The sequence below is a fragment of the Haloferax sp. Atlit-109R genome (assembly GCF_003665865.1).
GTDB lineage: Archaea > Halobacteriota > Halobacteria > Halobacteriales > Haloferacaceae > Haloferax > Haloferax volcanii.
Genome location: NZ_QPLO01000001.1, coordinates 557,781 through 578,023 on the forward strand (window position 1 = coordinate 557,781; position 20,243 = coordinate 578,023).

Below are 20,243 nucleotides of genomic sequence, written 5' to 3' on the forward strand. Positions count from 1 at the left end.
ACGGTACTATCGAGTCTTTGAAATTCAATACGAACTATTGCATCACAAATTCAGAAAATAGGAAAACGATTATGGACGATGGGAACAGACGGGGAGTAATGGCACGTCTCACGCTCGAAGCGCTTCGCAAGGAGTACGACCGGGGTCGCGTCGTCGCCGTCGAGGACCTCTCGCTCGACGTCGAGGACGGCGAGTTCATCACCGTCGTCGGCCCCTCTGGCTGCGGGAAGTCGACGACGCTCCGCATGGTCGCGGGGCTCGAATCGCCCTCCGGCGGCACGATTCGAATCGGCGGCGAGGACGTCACGGACCAGCACGCCCGCAAGCGCGACGTGGCGATGGTGTTCCAGAACTACGCGCTGTACCCGCACAAGACCGTCATGCAGAACATGGCGTTCGGCCTGCGGATGAGCACCGACCTCTCGAAGGACGAGCGCCGCGAGCGCGTCCGCGAGACGGCGGCCATGATGGGCATCGAGGACCTCCTCGACGACAAACCCGACGAGCTTTCGGGCGGGCAGAAACAGCGGGTCGCGCTCGGCCGCGCCATCGTCCGCGAACCCGACGTGTTCCTGTTCGACGAGCCGCTTTCGAACCTCGACGCGAAGCTCCGCACCACGATGCGGACCGAGATTCAGCGCCTCCAGAACGAACTCGGAATCACCTCGCTGTACGTCACGCACGACCAGGAGGAGGCGATGACGATGGGCGACAAAATCGTCATCCTCAACGACGGGAAACTCCAGCAGGTCGGCCGCCCGAAGGACGTGTACGAGAACCCCGCCAACGAGTTCGTCGGCGGCTTCGTCGGCTCTCCCTCGATGAACTTCCTCGACGTGTCGGTCGAACGCGAGGGCGACCGCCTCGTCCTCGCCGGCGACGGTCCCTTCTCGTACCGCCTGTCCGAACCGTTCTCGGCGACGCTCCGCGAGGCGACGGACGCGACCGACCTCCGCGTCGGCGTCCGCCCGGAGGACGTGGTGACTGCCTCCTCCGGCGAGAACGTCGTCGATTCGACCGTCGGCGTCGTCGAGCCCATCGGCTCGGACAACTACCTCCACCTCGACGTCGGCCCCGATTTCATCGCCCGCGTCGACTCGGACGTCGAACCCGAGACGGGCGAGACGGTCGGCGTCACCTTCGACGAGTCGGACCTCCACGTCTTCCACCCGCGGACCGGCGAGTCGCTCCTCTCCCGCGAATCGAAGCGGCGGGCGGCCCCGACGCAGCAGGCGTGAAGAAGTAGTTCGCTGTTTTCTCGCGGTCCCTCGTTGTTCGACAGCCGCGTCGCCGTCGACTTACTCCCCGTCGAAGGCGCCGTCGGCGTCGAGCGTCGCCAGCGTCGCCAGCCGAAGCGCGTGCGGCCAGCCGAGCGGCGTCGCGCTGTCGGGCGTGCCGTCGTCGAAGAACTGCTCCGCGAGGTAGCCCTCGTCGGTACAGAGCGGGCCGTCGGGGAGGACGAGGTCGAGGAGCGCACGACCCTCGTCGGCGAACGTCCCCGCCCGGTCGTCGTCGTGGGCGGCCAGCAGGGCGGCGAGTTCGACGCCGGCGTTCGCGCCCCACGCGGTCGAGACGGTCCAAACCTTCTCCGAGGACTGCTCGCGCATCCGCCAGTCGTCGCCCTCGAAGCGGACCAGCCCCTTCACCTCGCTGTCGTCGGGGTCGTGCCAGAGGCCGTCGAAGACGGACTCGACGTGGTGGACGAGTCGGTCCAGCCGGTCGTCGTCGACGGCTTCGAGTCGGTCGTAGGTCCGGTGGGCCGACGCGAGCGCGAGCGCGGCGGAGTCGTAGCGGTCGTCGAGTTCGCCGTCGGCGACGCGGAGGGCGTAACAGCCGCGGCCCTCGCTCCAGAGGCGGTCGATGCCCTCGTACACCTCGCGGGCGCGAGACGCGGCGCGGTCGGTCAGCGCCGAATCGAGGTCGGACAGCGCGAGCGCGGCGTAGGCTTCGAGGAACGTCGCGGCGGTGTGACTGAACCGGCCGGTCATGTTCTCCCACGCGTTCTGGCAGTCGACGGGGAGGCCGTCGTCGTCGAGGGTGTCGTCGAGGCTGTCGAGGGCGCGCGAGAGCGTCTCCTCGATGTCGGTGCGGAGGCCGTCGTCGGCACAGCGGTCGTGGTAGGCCGCGAGGAAGGCGATGACGCTCCCCGTCTGGTCGGCCTGATAGTCGGCGTCGTCGCCGGATTCGAGGCGGGCGTTCGCCCACCCGGGCGCGAGCGACCCGTCGAAGGGCCAGACGCGGTGGGGCCACGAGCCGTCCTCGCGCTGGGTGCGGCAGTAGGCGCGGGCGCTGCGCTCGTGCCACGCGTCGAGGCCGAGGTCGAGTCGCTCGTCGGACTCGAAGAGGAACGTCGAGATTTCGGCGTCGTCGCGGAACCACGTGTAGCCGTAGCCGCCGGAGTAGGCGTAGTAGGGGTCGAAGTCGGGGCCGGCGATGCGGAGGCCGAGCGCCCCCGAAAGCAGCGAGAGCACGCGGATGTCGTCGCGCATCGCGGCCGATTCGCGGTGGTCGGGCACCGCGCCTTCGACTTCCGTCGCGGCGCGCTCGCGGAGGTCGTCGAGGTCGCGGGCGACGAGATCGCGGACGCGGTCCAGCGCGTCCTCGCGACCAGTCTCGGTGTCGTCGGTGAGCAGGTGGCCGACCGCGGCCGCGCCCGATTCGAACGGGACCGTGCCGACGACCGCGCCGCTCAGTTGCCCCTCCTCGTAGCAGTCGTCGGTGCGGGGTCGCGGCAGTTCGACCTCGCCCTCCGAGAGCAGTTCGTCGAAGCCCTCGGGCACGCGCCCCTCGACGTGCTCGAAGGCCGGCGACGACGCGAGGAAGTCGTGTTCCTCGGCGTGGTACGCTTCCACCGCGTCGCCGTGGGTCAGTTGTCCGACGAGCGTGTCGCGGCCGTCCGGCTGGAAGTGGACGAAGGCGACGAGTTCCACGTCGGCGTCGGTCTCGAACCGGCCGACGTGGCCGTCGTCGATTGCGAGGTCGTACTGCGTCACGTCGCCGTGGGGCGTCTCGTGGTCGGTGACGACGAGCGCGCCGTCGCCCGCGTACGACTGGCTCGCGCCCTCGTCGAACCAGTGGACGCCGGCGTCGTCGCCGACGGGGCGGACGCCGAACCGGGAGCGCTCGACGCCCCAGAGCCCGGACAGCGGGTAGCCGAAGTCGCGGAGCGAGCCGTCGGTCTCGACGTGGACCAACCGGTCGCCGAGACCCGAAAACAGGCCGCTGGTCGTCCGTCGCTCGCCCGGGAACCGCGTCGGGTGGTCTGCGTGCCGCTTGTAGTCGGCCAGCGCGTCGCGTAGTTGCATTGCTGAGTCGTGGGACCCCCGCAGATAATAATCTTGGTGTAATGTTCCTTCACACTTTCATACGGTTTCGAAACGATAACGACCCCCCTCACCCGAGGTGGGGTATGCATCACCCCGGTCCGCCGCGAGTCACGACGGTCGGCCGCCCCGTCGAACTCGCCCCGAGAGCCCCCGAACGAGACGCAACGTACCGGTGGCGCGTCCTCGACGCGCCCGCGGAGAGCGCCGCGACGGTCGGCTCGGGCCCGGTCGTCCACCTCGCACCCGACGTTCCCGGCACGTACCACCTCGAACTCGACGCGCCCGACGGCCGCCACGAACAGACCGTTCGCGCCTTCCCCGACGACCGCCGCCCGGCGACGATGGCGGTCCCCGCGGCCGCCCTCGAACCCGCGTCGCCCGACGAGGTCGCCGTCATCGGCCCGTTCAACGACCGCCTCGTCGGCCGCGACCGGCCGCGCCGCGCCGGGGACGACTACGTCCTCGACGTGGACCTCCCGCCGGGCACGCACCCGTTCGGGTTCGCCCCGCACGACGACCTCGCGGAACAGGTCCGCGGTGACGTCGAAGTCCCCGGACCGGGCCGCCCGCGGGTTCGACTCGACGGGCGAGTCGGGCAGGAGAACAGTGACGACCTCCTCGTCGTCGCGGACGCGGAGACCGCGCCCGACGCCGAGGAAGCGACGCTCGCCGTCGAGTTCCTGTTCGACGGCCGCGACGCGCTCGACCCGAGTGACTGCGAGGTCCGCGACGACCGCCTGCGCGTCCCGGTCGACACGCTCCGCGGGGTCGACTCGTCGGAGCCGGTTCGGGTCCACGCCGTCGCGGTCCAAACGACGGCCGAGTCGGGCGAGTCGGGCGAACCGTACGTCCGGCACTCGGTTCTCGACACGCTGGTCGTGGACCCCGGCGTCGTCACCGACGAATCCGGTTCCGGCCTCTCCGTCTCGCGGCCCGCGGACGCGCCCGAGTGGGCGCACCACGCGACCGTCTACGAGGTGTTCGTCCGGTCGTTCGCCGGCGAGACGCCCGACCCGACGTTCGACGAACTCGCCCGGCGGGTTCCCTACCTCGAATCGCTCGGCGTGGACTGCCTGTGGCTCACGCCGATACTGGAGAGCCACACGACCCACGGCTACCACGTCACCGACTACTTCGACACCGCGTCGGACCTCGGTTCGCGCGAGGACTTCGAGGCGCTCGTCGAGCGATGTCACGACGCCGGCATCCGCGTCGTCTTCGACCTCGTCATCAACCACACGTCGCGGGACCACCCGGCCTTCCAGTTCCATTCGACCGGCGTCCCCGGCTACGAGGACCACTACGTCCGCGTTCCCGAGCGCGAGGACTCCTCCGACATCGACTGGGGCGGCCCCGGCGCGGCGGAGCACTACTTCAACTGGACGCGCATTCCGAACCTCAACTACGACTCGCCGGCGGTCCGGTCGTGGATGCTCGACGTGATCACCGAGTGGGCGGCGGTCGTCGACGGCTTCCGCTGCGACGTGGCGTGGGGCGTCCCCCACGGCTTCTGGAAGGAGGTCCGCGAGCGGGTGAAAGCCGACGACCCCGACTTCCTGCTCCTCGACGAGACCATCCCGCGGGACCCCGCGTACCACGAAACCGAGTTCGACGCCCACTACGACACGACGCTGTACGGGGCGCTCCGAGCCATCGGCGCGGGCGAGAGACCGGCGACGGCCCTCCTCGACGCCGTCGCCGACGCCCGCTGGCACGGCTTCCCCGACGACGCCGTGCAACTTCGCTACATCGAGAACCACGACAAGGAGCGCTACCGGAGCGCAGTCGGAGATGACGCGCTTCGGGCGGCCGCGGCCGCGACGTTCACGCTCCCCGGCGCGCCGATGATATACTACGGGCAGGAGACCGGCGTCGCGGACCGGCGCGGGACGATGCGCTGGTACGACGCCGACACCGACCTCGTGGATTTCCACCGGCGGCTCTCCCGCCTCCGCGACGCGCACGAGGCGCTCCGCGCCGGCGACGTCGAACCCGTCTCTGCCAGCGTTGCCCCCGCCGGAGACGATGGTGTCGAGGCCGACCGCGTGGTCGCGTTCGCCCGCGACGACGGCACCGACCGGCTCGTCGTCGTCCTGAACTTCGACGGGGAGCCGACGACCGTCGAACTCGGCGCGGAGACGGCCGAGACCGACCTGCTGACGGGCGAGCGAGTCGGCGCGAGCGGCGCGGCCGCGGGCGATGGGGGCGTCCGCGTCACCGTCGCCGACGCGGTCGTGCTCCGCGCCGTCGGTGATTCGAGCCATTAAGTATCATGGTCGATGACAGTCCGACCATGGACGACCGGGAACTCGCCGACCTCCTGGAGCAGTTCGGGCTCTCAGAGAAGGTCGTCGACACGTATCTGACTCTGCTCGAACTCGGGGAGGCGAAGGCGAGCCAGATCGCCGACGCGGCGGGCGTCTCCAAGCGCTACGTTTACAGCGTGAGCAAGGAACTGGAATCGCGCGGCTTCGTGGAGGTCAACGACCACGTCGTGCCGACGACGATTCGGCCCTTGCCGCCGATGGAGGTCATCGAATCGCTCTCCGAGAGCGTCGAATCCATGCGCCCCGCGCTGGAGGAGCGCTACACGGCCACCGCCCGGGACCAAGAGCGCTTCGAGGTCATCAAGTCCCGCGTGACGGTGCTCAAGCGCATCGGAGAACTCGTCGGCCGCGCCGAGTCCGAAATCACGCTGTCGCTCCCCTACGACGTGCTCGACGAGGTCGAAGACGAACTCCGGGCGGCCCGCGAGCGCGGCGTCCTCGTCTCGCTCGTCGTCAGCGGCGTCGAACCGCACGACGACCTCGCGCTCGACGGCGTGGCCTCGCTGGTGCGCGTCTGGCACGAACTCATGCCCACGATGCTCACCGTCGATTCGCGAACGGGCCTCATCTCCCCCGGCGAGATGGTCGCCCGGTCGAACTCCGAGTCGCAGGCCATCGTCTTCGCACAGCCACACCTCGGTCCGGTCATCGTCGGCTCCTTCTTCGGGAACTACTGGCCGATGGCCGCCGAGGCGTACACGACCGACCCCGACCCGCTCCCGGCGATGTACCACAACTTCCGCCACGCCGTCCTGCAAGCCGCCCTCTGCGAGCGCGCGGGCATCGACCTCGACGTGACCGTCAGCGGGCGGATGGTCCACACCGACGGCCCGACCGAACTTCACGGCCGCGTGGTGGACATCCGGCAGGGCCTCCTCGAACCCGCGAACAACTCCTTCCCGGTCGAGAACGCCTTCGTCGTCGAGACGGACGAGGGGACATACAGCATCGGTGGCCAAGGCGCGTTCGTCGAGGACTTCGAGGCCGACGCGGTGGAGTTCACGGCGGCCGAGTAGGCGAGCGCGTCGTGCAGTTCCTTTTCGGCAGTTCGGCTGGTCTTTCTGACGCCCGTCTCACCGAGCGACGCCTCGCCGGTCAGCGTCCGTGTTTTCTCGAAAACGACATTTCGTATCGCGCAATTTGGTTTATCGGCGTCGAAACCGAGTCACGACCGGGTCGCTCGGAGACACACGAACAGCGAGAGAAAGCGGAGGGGTCTCGACGGCTCAGACGGCGAACTCGTCGACGCTCTCGAACTCGTTTCCGGCGATAGCGTCGGACAGCGCGTCGATGTCAACCTCGTCGGGCATCTCGCCGGGGTACTTGCGGCGGAAGTAGCCGACGATGTTCTTCGCGTCGCGCGCGAGGAGTTCGCGGGCGTTGTCGTGGTCGGTCGGGACGGCCTGCGGCCAGTCGAACACCGTGACGCCGCGCTCGCCGACCGCGACGTTGTACTCCGACATGTCGGCGTGGACGTAGCCGGCCGCGTAGGCGTCGGCCATCTCGGAGAGAATCAAATCGAGGACGCCCGTCACCTGCTCGGATTCGAGCTTCGCCTTGGCGAGTTCGACGCCGTCGAGCTTCGCCATGATGATTGCGTGGCGGTTGTGGTCGACTGGGCGCGGCACCGACACCTCCGGAAAGAGGGTTTCGAGCGCCTCGTACTCGCGTTCGGCCGCCTTGCGCGCGGTGTAGAGCCACGAGACGTGGTGGTTCTCGGAGGTGTAGTCGCGCTCGCGGCGCACCTCGCGGAAGTTGGTGTACCCCTCGCGGTGGAACTTCAGCGCGAGCGGCTTGAACGACTGCACCTCGAACACGTCGCTTTCCTTGCCGACGCCGAGGGGCGCGCCGAACCCCTGGATGGTGTCTCGCTGGGCGAACGTCCGGAGGGCGAGCGCGTCGTACCCCTCGACCGTGAGCTTGTACCCCTCGTACTGGATGGTCTTGCGCTCGACGAGCTCGCGGGTCATACAGCGGTCGATGCGGTAGTCGACCTCCTCGGCGGTCAGCCCCGAGTTCTTCGGCAACTTCTCCCGGTTGACCCACTCGCTGAAGCGCATGCCCTGCTCGACGCCCGAGAGGAGGTAGAAGTCCTCGGGCTCGAGTTCGGCCATGACGCCGGCGACGTTCCGTACCATGCACGTCCGTCCGTCGGCGAGGCGTAAAAGGCCCGCGAGTCGGCGTATCTCGCCCGCGATAAATCTTATATGACGATACGAAATTCGTGATGTGACGACTCACACCGTTTCGGCGGGGGAGTCTGGAAGATAGGTACCTCGCCGCAGGGCTACGGGAGAGGTGCGACGCATCGAGGATGTATCGTGCATCTCTTCGAGAGTTAATCACCAACCACAGCGTCGAGAGTGGCGAATGTCATCCCAGCAGTAATGCCGTACAAAAGTCCTCTGGAGAGGGGCTGATTCAATACGAATGAGTAGCCCTCCTACAACCCCGGATGCGACTAAGTACATAACAAACGCTGTCGGGCGTGAATCAACCCGCGAACCAGTACTGTCGCTTGACTCCGGGTCCCCCATGTGACAACCGTTCCATACTTGACAATAACGGATAAAACCTCGTTGACCGACTTGCACATCCGCTGAGCAGCTGATTCAAGCAGTGAAATCGAGCAATAACTCTCGTGTCAGCCGTCTTCGAGGCGCGGATTAGGCCGCGTCGAGGTGGAACTCGACGACTGCGCCCTCGCCGTCGTCGGTCGGGGGAAGGTGGAGTTCGCCGCCGTAGGCCTCCACAATCCATTTCGAGAGCCAGAGGCCGAGGCCGTTGCCGTGGGCGAGGTCGCTCTCTTCGACGTTCTGCTCGATGAGTTCGCGCTGGTGGTCGGGGATGCCGGGGCCGTCGTCCGCGATTCGCACGACGACCTCGCTTCCGACGCGCTCGTACGCGATTTCGACCGTCGGGGCGCTCCCGGCGTGTTCGAGGGCGTTGTCGACGATTTCGCGGAACGCGATTTGCAGCTTCTTCCCGCCGACGACCGCCGCGGAACCGTCGCCGCGGACGGTGATGGTCGCCTCCGGGTTGGCCGCCGAGCGGTCGTCGACGAGCGGGTCGAGGAGTTCGCGCAGGTCGACCGTCTCGCCCCCGTGGTCGTTGTCGACGAGTTGGGTGACGGTCTTCACTTGGTCGCTCATCGTTCCGAGGTCGTCGCCGGTCGCTTTCAGTCGCTCGCCGATGCGGACGGTCTCGTCGTCGCCGCCGTCGGTGGCGAGTCGGTCGCCCCAGCCGAGGAGCAACTGCGCGGTGTGTCGGAGGTTGTGGCGGACGAGTCGGTTGATGACCGCGGAGCGTTTGTACTGCTCCGATAGCTCGCGGGTCCGAATCCGGCGCACGTCGTTGAGGCCGATGAGGACGTGCGCGACGGCGCTCACGCCGACGACCACGGCGGCGCTGAAAAGCGGTTCGCTGACCGTCCCGCCCGCGGCCTGCTGGTAGCTCCCGATGAGCGCGAGGACGAACACGGTGACGACGACGCCGAGGAGGTTCCAGCCGGCGACGCGGGCGACGTGGTTGGTCTTGAGGTCGCTTCGGTAGACGACGGGGCCGACGGCGACGAAGAGCACGGAGATGATGAGGCCGAAGGCCGCGGCGACGAGGCCGGCGAGGTCGGATGCGACCGAAGCGACGCTGTTCGAGACGACGGCGAACAGGGCCACCCCGGTGAGACTGAGCGACCCCGCACTGACGAGACGAGAGACGTTCACGGTTCGTTGACTCTCCTAGTGCTAATAACGCTTCTCTGAAACGAGTTGTCACTCGGCGTTGACGCGGTAGGGAAGCCCCTCGGGGTCGAAAACGCCGTCGGCGTCGCACTGCGCCGACACCGGACCGACGGTCGCCTCGCTGTCGGTCGGATACCACGGGCGGCCGACCGGCGAGACGACGAATCGGGCGTCTCGGTCGCCGACGAACACGAGGTCGCCGCCCTCGAACGACTCCAGCGGCTCGATGCCGAGCGCCTCGGTCAGCGAGGCCACGAACGACGCCACGTCGGGGACGGCCATCCCGACCTCGGTCGCGCCGCGGAGGTCGGTCGCCGGGTCGAACTCGCCCGCGGCGTCGCCGTCGTAGCAGACGTACTCGATGACGTTGCCTTCGGGGTCCTCGAAGTAGACGGAGTCGCAGCCGAGGAAGTCGAACCGGACGCTCGGCCCCTCGTCGGTGTCGAGCACGTCCACGTCCGCGCGGTCGTCCAGCCACGCGACCACGGAGTCGACCGCGGCGGCGACGGTGAACGCGAGGTGGCCGGGGTCGGTGTCTCCGAGTTCGAACCACAGGGTCGTCTCCCCGGCGGTCGCAGAGCGCTGCGACCCGGGAACGGCCGCGAAGCCGAGCGTCTCGACGTAGAACTCACACAGCGAGATGGGGTCTGTCGCGGCGAGGGCGACGCGGGTGAACTTCATGGTCCCACGTCACCGCGATGCGGTTTAACGGAATCGCTCGCGTCGGCCGCGTCGGCCGCGTCGGCAGCGCCGGTTGCGTCGGCGGGCGCTCGGCGGAAGACCGTCGCGGCGAGACCGGGCGGCCCCGCGCGGCCGAGCGTCGAAATCGCTTTCCCCCGGTTGGACGAAGCCGACGTATGAACGATTCGCAGGGGTCGATTGCCGACCGCGAGTGGCGGGTGATTCGCGAGGAGGTCCGACCGGGACCGATGCAGATGGCGCTCGACGAGGTCGCGGGCGAGACGGCCGCGGCGGGCGGCCCCCGGACTGTCCGGGTCTACTCGTGGGAGCCGAGTTGCCTCTCGCTGGGCTACGGACAGGACCCCGAGACGGTCGACTGGGACTACTGCGACCGCGAGGGCATCGACGTGACCCGCCGACAGACCGGCGGCGGCGGCATCTACCACGACCGCCACGGCGACGTGGCCTACTCCATCGCCGCGCCGAAATCGGAGCTCCCGGGCGACCTCATGGACTGCTATCACCTGCTGTGCGAGCCGATTCTGGACGCGATTCGCGCGGTCGGCGTGGACGTGAACTTCGTCGACGACGACGTGCCCGTCATCTGGCACCCCGCGTGCTATCTGCGGGCGCTCCACCCCGCCCACGACATGGTCGCCGCGGGCCGGAAAGTCGCGGGCAACGCCCAGTACCGCCGCCGCGACGCCGTCGTCCAACACGGCTCGCTCACCTACTCGGTCGACGCCGAGACCCACCTCGGCGTGTTCGAGGGCCACGACGTGACGCCCGAGGCGTTCCGCGAGCGCGTCGTCGGCATCGACGAACTCGCGGACGCCTCCCGCGAGGCGTTCGTCGCGGCGCTGACCGAGTCGCTCTCGGAGTTCGTCGACGCCGAGGAGGGCGCGTGGACCGACGACGAACTCGACCGCGCGCGCGAGAAAGTCGACGAGAAGTACCGCGCCGACGACTGGGTGCGCCGCCGGCCGGGGTCGCGGTCCGACTGAGCGGCCGCCGACAACTCCGAAGTCCCTTTGTTCGGGTACGCCGTCGGACTCCCCATGCAAGTCGGCGCACACGTCTCGATGTCCAGTTCGAAGGTCTCGTCCGACGACGAGACGCCACCGCACGGTAACGTCGCCAACGCCGTCTTCCGGCAGGTCGCCTTCGGCGGCAACTGCGGGCAGATTTTCACCACCTCGCCGCAGGTGTGGCGCGACCCAGACATCTCCGACGAGGAGGCCGAACTGTTCCGCGAGCAGACCGCCGACAAACTGTCGGGGCCGTGGGTCATCCACTCGTCGTACCTCGTCAACCTCTGTACGCCCAAAGACGGCCTCCGGCAGAAGTCGCTGGACTCGATGCAGACGGAGGTCGACATGGCCGACAAACTCGGCATCGAGTACGTGAACGTCCACCTCGGCGCGCACACCGGCGCGGGCGAACAGCAGGGCCTCGACAACGCCGTCTCCGTCCTCGACGACCTCGACATCCCCGACGGCGTCACCGTCCTCATCGAGTCCGACGCGGGCTCGGGCACCAAGATGGGCGACGACTTCGCCCACCTCGGCTACGTCCTCGAGGAGTCCGACCAGGACCTCGACGTCTGTCTCGACACCGCCCACGCGTTCGCCGCGGGCTACGACCTCTCGACGGCCGAAGGCGTCGACGAGACGTTCGCGGAACTCGACGCCGAGGTCGGCTTAGAGCACCTCAAGTGCGTCCACCTCAACGACTCGAAACACGAGTGCGGGACGAACAAGGACGAACACGCCCTCATCGGAGAGGGCCTCATCGGCGAGGAGGGCATGCGCGCGTTCATCAACCACGACGCCATCGTCGACGACGACGTGCCGCTCGTCTTGGAGACGCCCACCGAGGACGGCAAGGGCTTCGCGTGGAACATCGAGCGGGTGCGCGAACTCCGCGCCGACTGAGGGTGAGCCGAGGCGGAGGGCCGCTGAGCCCCCGCATCGACCGTTTCGACTGTTTTTTGGGTCGCCGCGCCCGACTCCGCGTGTGCGACGTTTCTCCGAATCGTACCTCCGGCGGACGCGAGACGGTATGTGGGACGACTCCCGCGCGGCCCTCGGGGACCTCGACCTCGGCGGGCGGACCCGCATCCTCGATGTGGGCTGCGGGACCGGCGAGTTCACGCGCGTCCTCGCGGAGGCCTCGGACGCCCGCGTCGTCGGCGTCGACGCCGACACCGACCTGCTTTCTGTCGCCGCCGACCGCGCCGGCATCGAGACGGTCGCCGGCGACGCGACCCGGCTTCCCTTCGCCGCAGGCAGCTTCGATTTGGTCGTCTGTCAGGCGCTCCTCGTGAACCTCCCCGAGCCGACAGCGGCCCTCTCGGAGTTCGCCCGCGTTTCGTCGGACCTCGTGGCGACGGTCGAACCCGACAACGCCGCCGTCGGCGTCGACTCGACCGTCGAATCCGAGGCCGCGCTCGACCGCCGCGTCAGAGACGCCTTCCGCGACGGCGTGGCGACCGACGTGGCGCTCGGCGACCGCGTCCGCGGGCTGTTCGACGACGCCGGCCTGTCGGTCGTGGGGACTCGCCGGTACCACCACCGCAAGCTGACCGAGCCGCCGTACGACGACCACGACGTTCGGAGCGCGGCGAAGAAGGCGACCGGCGAGGGGTTGGACCGCCACGAGGCCGATCTCCGTCGGGGACTCGACGACGACTCCTACGAGTCCGTCCGCCGCGAGTGGCGAGAGATGGGCCGCGAGGTCGTCCAGCAGATTCGAGACGGCGAGTACCGTCGGGCCGAGGTCGTCCCGTTCGACGTGACGACGGGGCGAGTGTAGTCGGGCCTGTTCGACGGGCCGAACCGATGGCCGAGTCGCCGGCCGAAAAACGAGACTGTCTGCTCAGTAGCCGACCGCGAGCTGTTCGTGGACGGCGTCGCCGCTCTCCAGTTCGTCAGCGAAGGCGATTGCGAAGTCCTCCATGGAGATGCGGCTCTCGCCGTCCTCGTCGGCGACGAGTTCGCCGCGCGCGGTTCGGAACTCGCCGGTGCGCTCGCCGGGTTCGATGAACGCCGCGGGCGCGACGTAGGTCCACTCCAGGTCGTCGGCGTCTTCGAGCAGGCCGTACGCCTCGATGGCGGCGCTGGCGACGGGCTTCCATTCCTCGGGGAACTCCGGCGAGTCGATGAGTCGCGTGTCGGGGCCGACGTTCAGGATGCCCGCGCCGCCGGTCCAGACGAGGCGGTCGACCGAGGCGCGGCGCATCCCGTCGACGACGGCGTCGAGCATCTCGACGAGGACCTCGGGCGACTCGCCGTCGCTCGGGCCGAGCGCGGAGGCGACCGCGTCGTGGCCCGCGGCGAGTCGCGCGATTTGGTCGGCGTCGGTCGCGTCGCCGGCGACCGCCGAGAAGTCGGGGTCGTCGACGCCGTCGATTTCGCCGCTTCGGGAGACGCCGGTCACCGCGTGTCCGCGGTTCAGGAGTTCGTTGGCGATTCGCGTGCCGATTCGGCCGCTCGCACCGAGGAGGAGTACGTTCATGATGAGATGGTGTGGGTGTGGGTGTTCGTGCGTCGTGTTCGTCGTCCGGTTCGCCGCGACGATGCGGTTACATCGTCATACTTGGTCAAGGAGAGTGAGTTTAATATAGTTAAGCGAACCTCGGTGTGAGTAGGTCACGTCGATGTCACCGCACCAGAACCTCGAAGCGAAGTACGAACAGTGTCCGGTCATCAAGACGCTCGAAGAAATCGGCTCGCGGTGGCGGATGACGGTCATCCACGTACTGCGCGAGGGCGACCTCCGGTTCAACGAACTCAAGCGCGCGACGGGCGCGAACTCCCAGACGCTCTCTCGCGTGCTGGACGACCTCCAAGAGTTGGGCTACGTCGAGCGGGAGGTCGAAGACGGCAGTCCCATCGCGGTGTACTACTCGCTCACGCAGAAAGGCGAGGAACTGCTCCCGGCGTTCGACGACATCTCCGAGTGGGGCGAAAAATGGATGTCGGAAGACGGCGGCGCGGAGTCGTAAGCGGGCTCGGCCGGTAGTCAGCCGAGGAACAGGTCGACGAAGTTCCCGCTCGACTGACCGCGGTAGAGTTCGGAGTAGCCGCAGTTCGCACACGAGACGACGGTGAACTGTCGGTTCTGGATGTCGAACATCTTCGAGAGGCCGCCTCCCGTGGTTGCGATGGAGTCGATTTCGGTCTCGGAGTGGCCGCATTTCGGACAGCCGTCTCGGTCGGCGCTTGGTGGAGGGCTCATGTTGAACCGTTGAACTACCCCGGTGAAAAATGTACCTCCGAAACCACTTCCTTTCTCGCGTTCGCGAGTACGCACATGTCCGTCGGTGGTCTCGTGTTCTTCCTCTTCGCCCTCCTCAGTATCGGTGCCGCAGTCGCCCTTTACGCCGGGATTCAAGCCGAGACGCGCGACCCGCCGACGATGAGTCGCGAGGAGGCGGAGCGTCGCGCCCGCGACGAGGGGCGGCGCTACAACGAACAACGCGGCCGAGGGACCGACCGACGCCCGAGCGGAGGCGGCCGCGGCGACGAGTTCGGCCCCGACGCCGACCGCACCGACGACCGCGGCCGCAACCGCGACGGCGACCGCGACTGGTAGCCGGGCGGCTCTGACTCGGTTTCGACTTCGAGTCGTCGCGGCCTCGACTCGACTCCGGCCTCAGACCACGTCGCCGCGGACCGACGTGCCGGTCTGTTCGGCCCGATAGGCCCGCATCGCCTCGACTGCCGTCTCGGCATCGTCGTCCTCCAGTCCGAGCATCTCCAGCGCGCCCGAGAGCGTCGGGAAGGCGAACTCGCCGTTTCGGAGCTTCGACATCGCGTCCGACGAGCGCTGGCCGTCGGCGTAGAGACAGACGCCGCGGGGGTCGAGAATCTGCTCGTAGGCCTCGCGTTCGACCGCGCCTTTCAGCCGCTGGGTGACGTTGTCCTCGAAGGAGGCGTTACACACTTCGAGGTGGACCGGTTCGTCGTCGTCCGGAAGGAGGTGGGCGGCGAGACACTTCTCGGGGGCGGCGTAGCCGTTCGCGTTGGCTCGCAGCAGGTCGGGGTGTTCGCGCGCCCACTCGGCGCGGACGCTCTTGCCGACGCCCTTCACGCCGTGGGACCGCTCGAACGATTCGGCCGCGTCGGGGTCGCCGCGGAGGAGGATGTCTTTCGTCACGTACACGTCGAGTCGGTCGAGGGGGTCGAGACCGAGCGCCACGTCGCCGTAGACCCACACCTCGCGGACCGGGACGGGGAGCGTCTCGGACTCGACGGCGTCGACGACGGCGTCGACGCGGTCGAGGGCGGCGTCTCTGTCCATCGACTGTCCGTGGGGTTCGGAGGGTCAAACCGGTTGCGACCGAGCGTGACCGAGTGCGGTCGAGCCGCCGGGCGCGCGAGCGACGCCGCGGTCGCCCCGAGGCGAAACCCGTATCCCTCCTGCCGGGCAACCGACCGGCAATGGAGTGCGACAAGTGCGGCCGCGACGCGGTGATGCACGCGGCCTACTCCGGGGCCCACCTCTGCGACGACCACTTCTGCGCCTCGGTCGAGAAACGCGTGCGCCGCCGCATCCGCGAGGACAACATGCTCCCACGAGACGCCAGTCCCGAGAACCCACAGACGTGGGTTATCGGGCTGTCCGGCGGCAAAGACAGCGTCGTCCTCACACACATCCTCGACGACACGTTCGGGCGCGACCCGCGCATCGAACTCGTCGCCCTCACCATCCACGAGGGCATCGAGGGCTACCGCGACAAGTCCGTCGACGCCTGCGTCGAACTCGCGGAGGACCTCGACATCCACCACGAACTGGCCACCTACGAGGACGAGTTCGGCGTCCAGATGGACGACGTGGTCGAGAAGGACCCCGAGAACATGGCCGCCTGCGCCTACTGCGGGGTGTTCCGCCGCGACCTGCTCGAACGCTTCGCCGACGAACTCGGCGCGGACAAACTGCTCACGGGGCACAACCTCGACGACGAGGCGCAGACGGCGCTCATGAACTTCTTCGAGGGCGACCTCAAGCAGGTCGCAAAGCACTTCGACGCCAGCATCGGTGACTTCGAAAAGCGTCGCGACGCCGGCGAGTTCATCCCGCGGGCCAAGCCGCTGCGCGACGTGCCCGAAAAGGAAGTCGCGCTCTACGCCCACCTGAAGGACCTCCCGGCGCACATCACCGAGTGCCCCCACTCCTCGGAGGCCTACCGCGGCGAGATTCAGCAGTTGTTGTTGAAACTCGAAGAGAACCACCCCGGCACCCGACATTCCATCATGGCGGGCTACGAGGAGTTGGCCGAACTGACCGCCCGCGAGTATCGCGGCGAGGGTCGCGTCGACCTCAACGACTGCGAGCGCTGCGGGTCGAAAACCGCCGGCGACGTCTGTCGGAAGTGCCGACTCATCGAGTCGATAGAAGCGGTCTGAGCGGCTACGGAACGACACGAAACTCGTTTTCTGACGCGTCTTACGGGTCAGACAGAACCGGGTGCGGTCGCGTCGACCGAATCGGCGGCGACGCTCGCGGTCGAAGAAATCCACGTCAGCGAAAAAGAACCCACGAAACCCGACGGGCGCGGCGGCGTCCGCGCGGGTCGGACAGGGCGTTACCGGATGACGTCGAGACCGTTGTTCTTCTCGACTTCGTCGCGGCCGCCGTCGGACCACGTGCCGCTCTGGGCCGTCTGGGCTCGCTCCGAGCTATCGAACTCCGAACCCGAGTGCTGCTGTTGTGACTCTCGGGACTGGATGCTCTGACGCGACTTGTCGGCCTGCTTCTGGGTCGAGGGGCCGAGCACCTGCGCGGACTGGACGCCCGTCATGATGGCCATGACGCGGACTTTCCCCTTGTACTCGTCCTGGATGCGAGCGCCCCAGATGACGTTCGCGGCGGCTTCCAGCCGTTCGGTGATGTTGCTCGCGATTCCCTCGGCCTCCTTCAGCGTGAGGTCGGGGCCGCCCGTGATGTGGACGAGGCCACCGGACGCACCGCGGTAGTCCACGTCCAAAAGCGGGTGGTTCATCGCGTCGTTGACCACCTCTTGGGTCTTGTTTTTGTCTTGGGTCTCGCCGACGAGCATCACCGCGACGCCGCCCTGATTCATGATGGTCGACATGTCGGCGTAGTCGAGGTTGATGAGGGACGGCTGCGTGATGGTCTCCGAGATGCCCTTGACGGTCTCGGCGATAATCTGGTCCATGACCGAGAACGCCTTGCCGATGGGCAGGTTCGGGACGTAATCGAGGAGGCGGTTGTTGTCCAGCACGATGATGGAGTCGGCCTCGTTGCGGAGGTTTTCGAGTCCCTCCTCGGCCTTGACCGTGCGGGCGCGCTCGACGTTGAACGGGGTCGAGACCATGCCCACGACGATTGCGCCCTGCTCCTTTGCGATCTTCGCGACGACGGGGGCCGCACCGGTCCCGGTGCCACCGCCCATCCCCGCGGTGACGAACACGAGGTCGGCGTCGCCGAGCACGTCTTTGATCGTGCCCTGTGCCATCTCGGTCGCGCGCTCACCCATCGACGGGTCACCACCGGCGCCGAGACCCTGCGTCAGGGACTTCCCGACGAGGATTTTCGTGTCCGCTTCGATCATCTTCAGGTGCTGCTTGTCGGTGTTGATGGCGACCGTGTCGGCCCCCTCGACACCGATGTTGTACAGGCGGTTGATGGTGTTGTTGCCAGCACCACCGGCACCGACGATGACGATTCGCGGGTCACCGAACTGGTCGTCGCTGTCTTCGAGCGACGACTGCGTCTGACGCTCGGCCTCGTCCCGTTCCATCGCCTCGCGAACGATATCCTGCATAGTTACACCTTTGCCCAGCCGCGCTTGCTGGTAGATTCGCGCTGTCGCTTGTCGGTCGTCTGTTCATTGAGCATATCGCGAACGGCGGAACGGATGGCTTCGGATCGGTTCGGGAACTCTCCCGTCTCGACCATCCGCTCGACCTCCTCGATTTGCTGCTTCGGAATTCGTAGTGTCACACGCTCCATGTTTACATTCCCCCGGTAAGACGGCGCTCCGCACTCGTGTGCGAGTGTCTTACACCCGAAAACCGACGGACGACGCCGGGATACGGGCCGCCGTCGGGTGGCTGTAAGACAACCGTCTTACGCGATAATCACCACAGAGGGATAGAATATAAATGTAACGGCGGTTGTAAGACAGAGGCTGAATATCCCGTATAGGGGGCTTTAATCGCCGGTTATGCTTGTTCCAGAACGTCGGCTGCGGGCGTCCGACGGCCGCAGTCGGGGCAGAACGCCCAGTCCGAGCGGAGTTCGTCGCCGCACTCGCAGAACACGCGGTGGGACGTCTTTTCACCGCAGTTCGGGCAGTAAACATGGTCTGGACCCACGGATTCGCCACATTGGCCACAGGTCATGTCGGGGTCGTCCGCGTCGCCGGACTCCAGTTCGTCCCGTGTCTTACGAACCGTACTCGGGGTCGATTCGGTGTCGACACCCGCGTTTACGCGAGATTCGCCGTTCGAACCATCGACGTTGATGTTGACGTTCAGGTCGGAGGGCGTCGGACGCTCGGACTCGCGGGCCGCCGCGGCTTCCTCGACGAGCGCCGGGAGCCGTTCGTCCAGTCGCTCGTCGACGAGTTCCTCGACCCGCGCGGAGAGCGCGCCGTCGAGACCGGCGGTGTCGGACGCGTCGTCCGCGGCGTCCGCGCCGTCGTCACGTTCCAGTTCGTCGAGGTACTGGCGGAGTGCCTCGCGCATCACCTCGCTTTTCGAGGTGTCGAGGCGGTCCAAGCGCTCGACGAGGGCGTCGTCGGCGCGGAACGTGATTTTACTCATTACTCCGGGATTATCTCGGCGGCATATCAATGTTCGCACCTGTCTGACACACAGCACACGCGGCAGCGAGAATGATAATGGTTAAACGCGTCGACCGGATACGAATCGGTGACCGCTCTTAGCTCAGCCTGGCAGAGCAGCCGACTGTAGATCGGCTTGTCCCCCGTTCAAATCGGGGAGAGCGGATTTTGCTTGCAAAATCCGGTCGAGCCGGTTTGAGCAACGAGCAACGCAACGCGTTGCGAGTGAGTTCAAATCGGGGAACGGCCCTCGTTGATTCCGTCCCGTAGTGTCCCCCGTTCCGTCGCCTCAGACCCTCACGAACAATCGGAGTATATCTCGCCGCGACCCCGTGATTTACCCCCGTCTGTTCGGAAGCAAACGGCATGGATTCTCGACCGCTCGGCACGACCGGATTCGACGTTTCCGAAATCGCGCTGGGGACGTGGCAGCTCGGCGGCAGTTGGGGCTCGGTGACCGACGACGAGGCGTACGACGCCATCGAGGCGGCGCTCGACGCGGGCATCGACTTCCTCGACACCGCGGACGTGTACGGCGACGGCGACAGCGAGCGCCGCATCGGCGACGTGCTCGCGGACCGCGACGACGACGTCACCGTCGCCACCAAGGCGGGGCGGCGGCTCGACCCCCACGAGGCCGACGGCTACAACCGCGAGAACCTCGAACGGTTCGTGGACCGGAGCCGGGACAACCTCGGCGTCGACTCGCTCGACCTCGTCCAACTTCACTGCCCGCCGCGAGAGGTGTACTACCAGCCCGAGGTGTTCGATGCCCTGTCGGAGCTCCGCGACGCCGGGAAAATCGACCACTACGGCGTGAGCGTCGAGAAGGTCGAAGAGGGGCTCAAGGCCATCGAGTACGACGGCGTGGAGACGGTACAGATAATCTTCAATCCGCTTCGACAGCGACCCGCAGAGCTGTTCTTCCGGGAGGCGGCGCGCCGGAACGTCGGCGTCATCGTTCGCGTCCCGCTCGCGTCGGGGCTGCTCACCGGCGCGCTCTCCGCAGACGCAGAGTTTGCCGAGAACGACCACCGGAACTTCAACCGACACGGCGAGGCGTTCGACGTGGGCGAGACGTTCGCCGGAATCCCGTTCGAAGACGGTCTCGAAGCCGCGGATTCGATACAGGAGGTCGTCCCCGAGGGCGTCTCGCTCGCGCAGTTCACGCTCCGCTGGATTCTCTCGTTCGACGCCGTGAGCACCGTCATTCCCGGGTCGAAGTCGCCCGAACACATCCGCGACAACGTCGCCGCGGCGTCGCTCCCACCGCTGTCAGCAGACCAGTTCGAGCGCGTCGAAGAAGTGTACAACGCGTACGCGCGAGAGCACGTCCACCATCGGTGGTGACCTG

General features: G+C 67.4%; 20 protein-coding genes and 1 tRNA gene. 11 read left to right on the forward strand and 10 right to left on the reverse strand.

The window, feature by feature from the left end; genetic code table 11:
* Window positions 1-98 precede the first annotated feature (98 nt).
* The gene (locus DVK03_RS02950; RefSeq protein WP_115802186.1) at window positions 99-1,238 is read left to right on the forward strand and encodes an ABC transporter ATP-binding protein; all 1,140 of its coding nucleotides are present in this window, start codon (window positions 99-101) and stop codon (window positions 1,236-1,238) included.
* A 60-nt stretch (window positions 1,239-1,298) separates the two neighbouring features.
* Here the strand turns inward: DVK03_RS02950 and DVK03_RS02955 are convergent, their stop codons facing one another.
* The gene (locus DVK03_RS02955; protein ID WP_115802187.1) at window positions 1,299-3,305 is read right to left on the reverse strand and encodes a glucan 1,4-alpha-glucosidase; all 2,007 of its coding nucleotides are present in this window, start codon (window positions 3,303-3,305) and stop codon (window positions 1,299-1,301) included.
* Window positions 3,306-3,409: 104 nt separating this feature from the next.
* Here DVK03_RS02955 and DVK03_RS02960 point away from each other — a divergent pair, with 104 nt between their 5' ends.
* On the forward strand, window positions 3,410-5,593 hold the full coding sequence (locus tag DVK03_RS02960; RefSeq protein WP_115802188.1) for an alpha-amylase family glycosyl hydrolase: 2,184 nt from the start codon (window positions 3,410-3,412) through the stop codon (window positions 5,591-5,593).
* Between the two features lie 5 nt (window positions 5,594-5,598).
* On the forward strand, window positions 5,599-6,669 hold the full coding sequence (locus DVK03_RS02965) for a TrmB family transcriptional regulator sugar-binding domain-containing protein (protein WP_004044365.1): 1,071 nt from the start codon (window positions 5,599-5,601) through the stop codon (window positions 6,667-6,669).
* A 210-nt stretch (window positions 6,670-6,879) separates the two neighbouring features.
* Here DVK03_RS02965 and DVK03_RS02970 read toward each other — a convergent pair whose 3' ends face one another.
* The 3 genes from DVK03_RS02970 to DVK03_RS02980 all read right to left on the reverse strand — a co-directional run bounded on the left by DVK03_RS02970 (window position 6,880) and on the right by DVK03_RS02980 (window position 10,074).
* On the reverse strand, window positions 6,880-7,791 hold the full coding sequence (locus tag DVK03_RS02970; RefSeq protein WP_006600682.1) for a serine/threonine-protein kinase RIO2: 912 nt from the start codon (window positions 7,789-7,791) through the stop codon (window positions 6,880-6,882).
* 528 nt (window positions 7,792-8,319) lie between these two features.
* A complete protein-coding gene (locus DVK03_RS02975; RefSeq protein ID WP_115802189.1) occupies window positions 8,320-9,375 on the reverse strand; it encodes a sensor histidine kinase KdpD in 1,056 nt (351 codons plus the stop codon).
* Between the two features lie 48 nt (window positions 9,376-9,423).
* Window positions 9,424-10,074, reverse strand: coding sequence for a VOC family protein (locus DVK03_RS02980; protein WP_115802190.1), 651 nt, complete (start codon window positions 10,072-10,074; stop codon window positions 9,424-9,426).
* A gap of 176 nt (window positions 10,075-10,250) precedes the next feature.
* Here DVK03_RS02980 and DVK03_RS02985 point away from each other — a divergent pair, with 176 nt between their 5' ends.
* The 3 genes from DVK03_RS02985 to DVK03_RS02995 all read left to right on the forward strand — a co-directional run bounded on the left by DVK03_RS02985 (window position 10,251) and on the right by DVK03_RS02995 (window position 12,888).
* Window positions 10,251-11,078, forward strand: a complete 828-nt coding sequence (locus tag DVK03_RS02985; RefSeq protein WP_004065206.1) for a biotin/lipoate A/B protein ligase family protein — start codon at window positions 10,251-10,253, stop codon at window positions 11,076-11,078.
* A gap of 54 nt (window positions 11,079-11,132) precedes the next feature.
* A complete protein-coding gene (locus DVK03_RS02990; RefSeq protein WP_115802191.1) occupies window positions 11,133-12,008 on the forward strand; it encodes a deoxyribonuclease IV in 876 nt (291 codons plus the stop codon).
* Window positions 12,009-12,090: 82 nt separating this feature from the next.
* Window positions 12,091-12,888: a class I SAM-dependent methyltransferase gene (locus tag DVK03_RS02995; RefSeq protein WP_233505989.1), complete on the forward strand. Its 798-nt coding sequence runs from the start codon at window positions 12,091-12,093 to the stop codon at window positions 12,886-12,888.
* 63 nt (window positions 12,889-12,951) lie between these two features.
* On the opposite strand, the gene DVK03_RS03000 is transcribed toward DVK03_RS02995, so the two are convergent.
* Window positions 12,952-13,590 (reverse strand): NAD(P)-dependent oxidoreductase, encoded by a 639-nt coding sequence (locus tag DVK03_RS03000; RefSeq protein WP_008605661.1) that lies wholly within the window; start codon window positions 13,588-13,590, stop codon window positions 12,952-12,954.
* Between the two features lie 142 nt (window positions 13,591-13,732).
* Between DVK03_RS03000 and DVK03_RS03005 the strand changes: the two genes are divergently transcribed.
* The gene (locus tag DVK03_RS03005; RefSeq protein WP_004044357.1) at window positions 13,733-14,080 is read left to right on the forward strand and encodes a helix-turn-helix domain-containing protein; all 348 of its coding nucleotides are present in this window, start codon (window positions 13,733-13,735) and stop codon (window positions 14,078-14,080) included.
* A gap of 17 nt (window positions 14,081-14,097) precedes the next feature.
* Here the strand turns inward: DVK03_RS03005 and DVK03_RS03010 are convergent, their stop codons facing one another.
* A complete protein-coding gene (locus DVK03_RS03010; protein ID WP_004044356.1) occupies window positions 14,098-14,313 on the reverse strand; it encodes a zinc ribbon domain-containing protein in 216 nt (71 codons plus the stop codon).
* A gap of 75 nt (window positions 14,314-14,388) precedes the next feature.
* On the opposite strand from DVK03_RS03010, the gene DVK03_RS03015 reads away from it, so the two are divergent.
* Window positions 14,389-14,670, forward strand: a complete 282-nt coding sequence (locus tag DVK03_RS03015) for a hypothetical protein (protein ID WP_006600677.1) — start codon at window positions 14,389-14,391, stop codon at window positions 14,668-14,670.
* A gap of 60 nt (window positions 14,671-14,730) precedes the next feature.
* Here DVK03_RS03015 and DVK03_RS03020 read toward each other — a convergent pair whose 3' ends face one another.
* A complete protein-coding gene (locus DVK03_RS03020; RefSeq protein ID WP_115802193.1) occupies window positions 14,731-15,378 on the reverse strand; it encodes a hypothetical protein in 648 nt (215 codons plus the stop codon).
* Window positions 15,379-15,518: 140 nt separating this feature from the next.
* Between DVK03_RS03020 and DVK03_RS03025 the strand changes: the two genes are divergently transcribed.
* Window positions 15,519-16,484, forward strand: a complete 966-nt coding sequence (locus DVK03_RS03025) for a TIGR00269 family protein (protein WP_008605664.1) — start codon at window positions 15,519-15,521, stop codon at window positions 16,482-16,484.
* A gap of 179 nt (window positions 16,485-16,663) precedes the next feature.
* Here the strand turns inward: DVK03_RS03025 and ftsZ are convergent, their stop codons facing one another.
* From ftsZ to DVK03_RS03040, 3 genes are all read right to left on the reverse strand, one after another.
* On the reverse strand, window positions 16,664-17,866 hold the full coding sequence (gene ftsZ, locus DVK03_RS03030) for a cell division protein FtsZ (RefSeq protein WP_004044352.1): 1,203 nt from the start codon (window positions 17,864-17,866) through the stop codon (window positions 16,664-16,666).
* A 2-nt stretch (window positions 17,867-17,868) separates the two neighbouring features.
* Entirely contained in the window at window positions 17,869-18,054 is a 186-nt protein-coding gene (locus DVK03_RS03035; RefSeq protein WP_004973176.1) for a ribbon-helix-helix domain-containing protein, read from the reverse strand.
* A 212-nt stretch (window positions 18,055-18,266) separates the two neighbouring features.
* Complete coding sequence (locus tag DVK03_RS03040) at window positions 18,267-18,869, reverse strand: zinc ribbon domain-containing protein (RefSeq protein WP_008605665.1); 603 nt, start codon at window positions 18,867-18,869, stop codon at window positions 18,267-18,269.
* A gap of 112 nt (window positions 18,870-18,981) precedes the next feature.
* Here DVK03_RS03040 and DVK03_RS03045 point away from each other — a divergent pair.
* Both DVK03_RS03045 and DVK03_RS03050 read left to right on the forward strand, forming a co-directional pair.
* A tRNA-Tyr gene (locus tag DVK03_RS03045) sits at window positions 18,982-19,055 on the forward strand.
* A 200-nt stretch (window positions 19,056-19,255) separates the two neighbouring features.
* Window positions 19,256-20,239, forward strand: coding sequence for an aldo/keto reductase (locus DVK03_RS03050; RefSeq protein WP_115802194.1), 984 nt, complete (start codon window positions 19,256-19,258; stop codon window positions 20,237-20,239).
* Window positions 20,240-20,243: the final 4 nt, after the last annotated feature.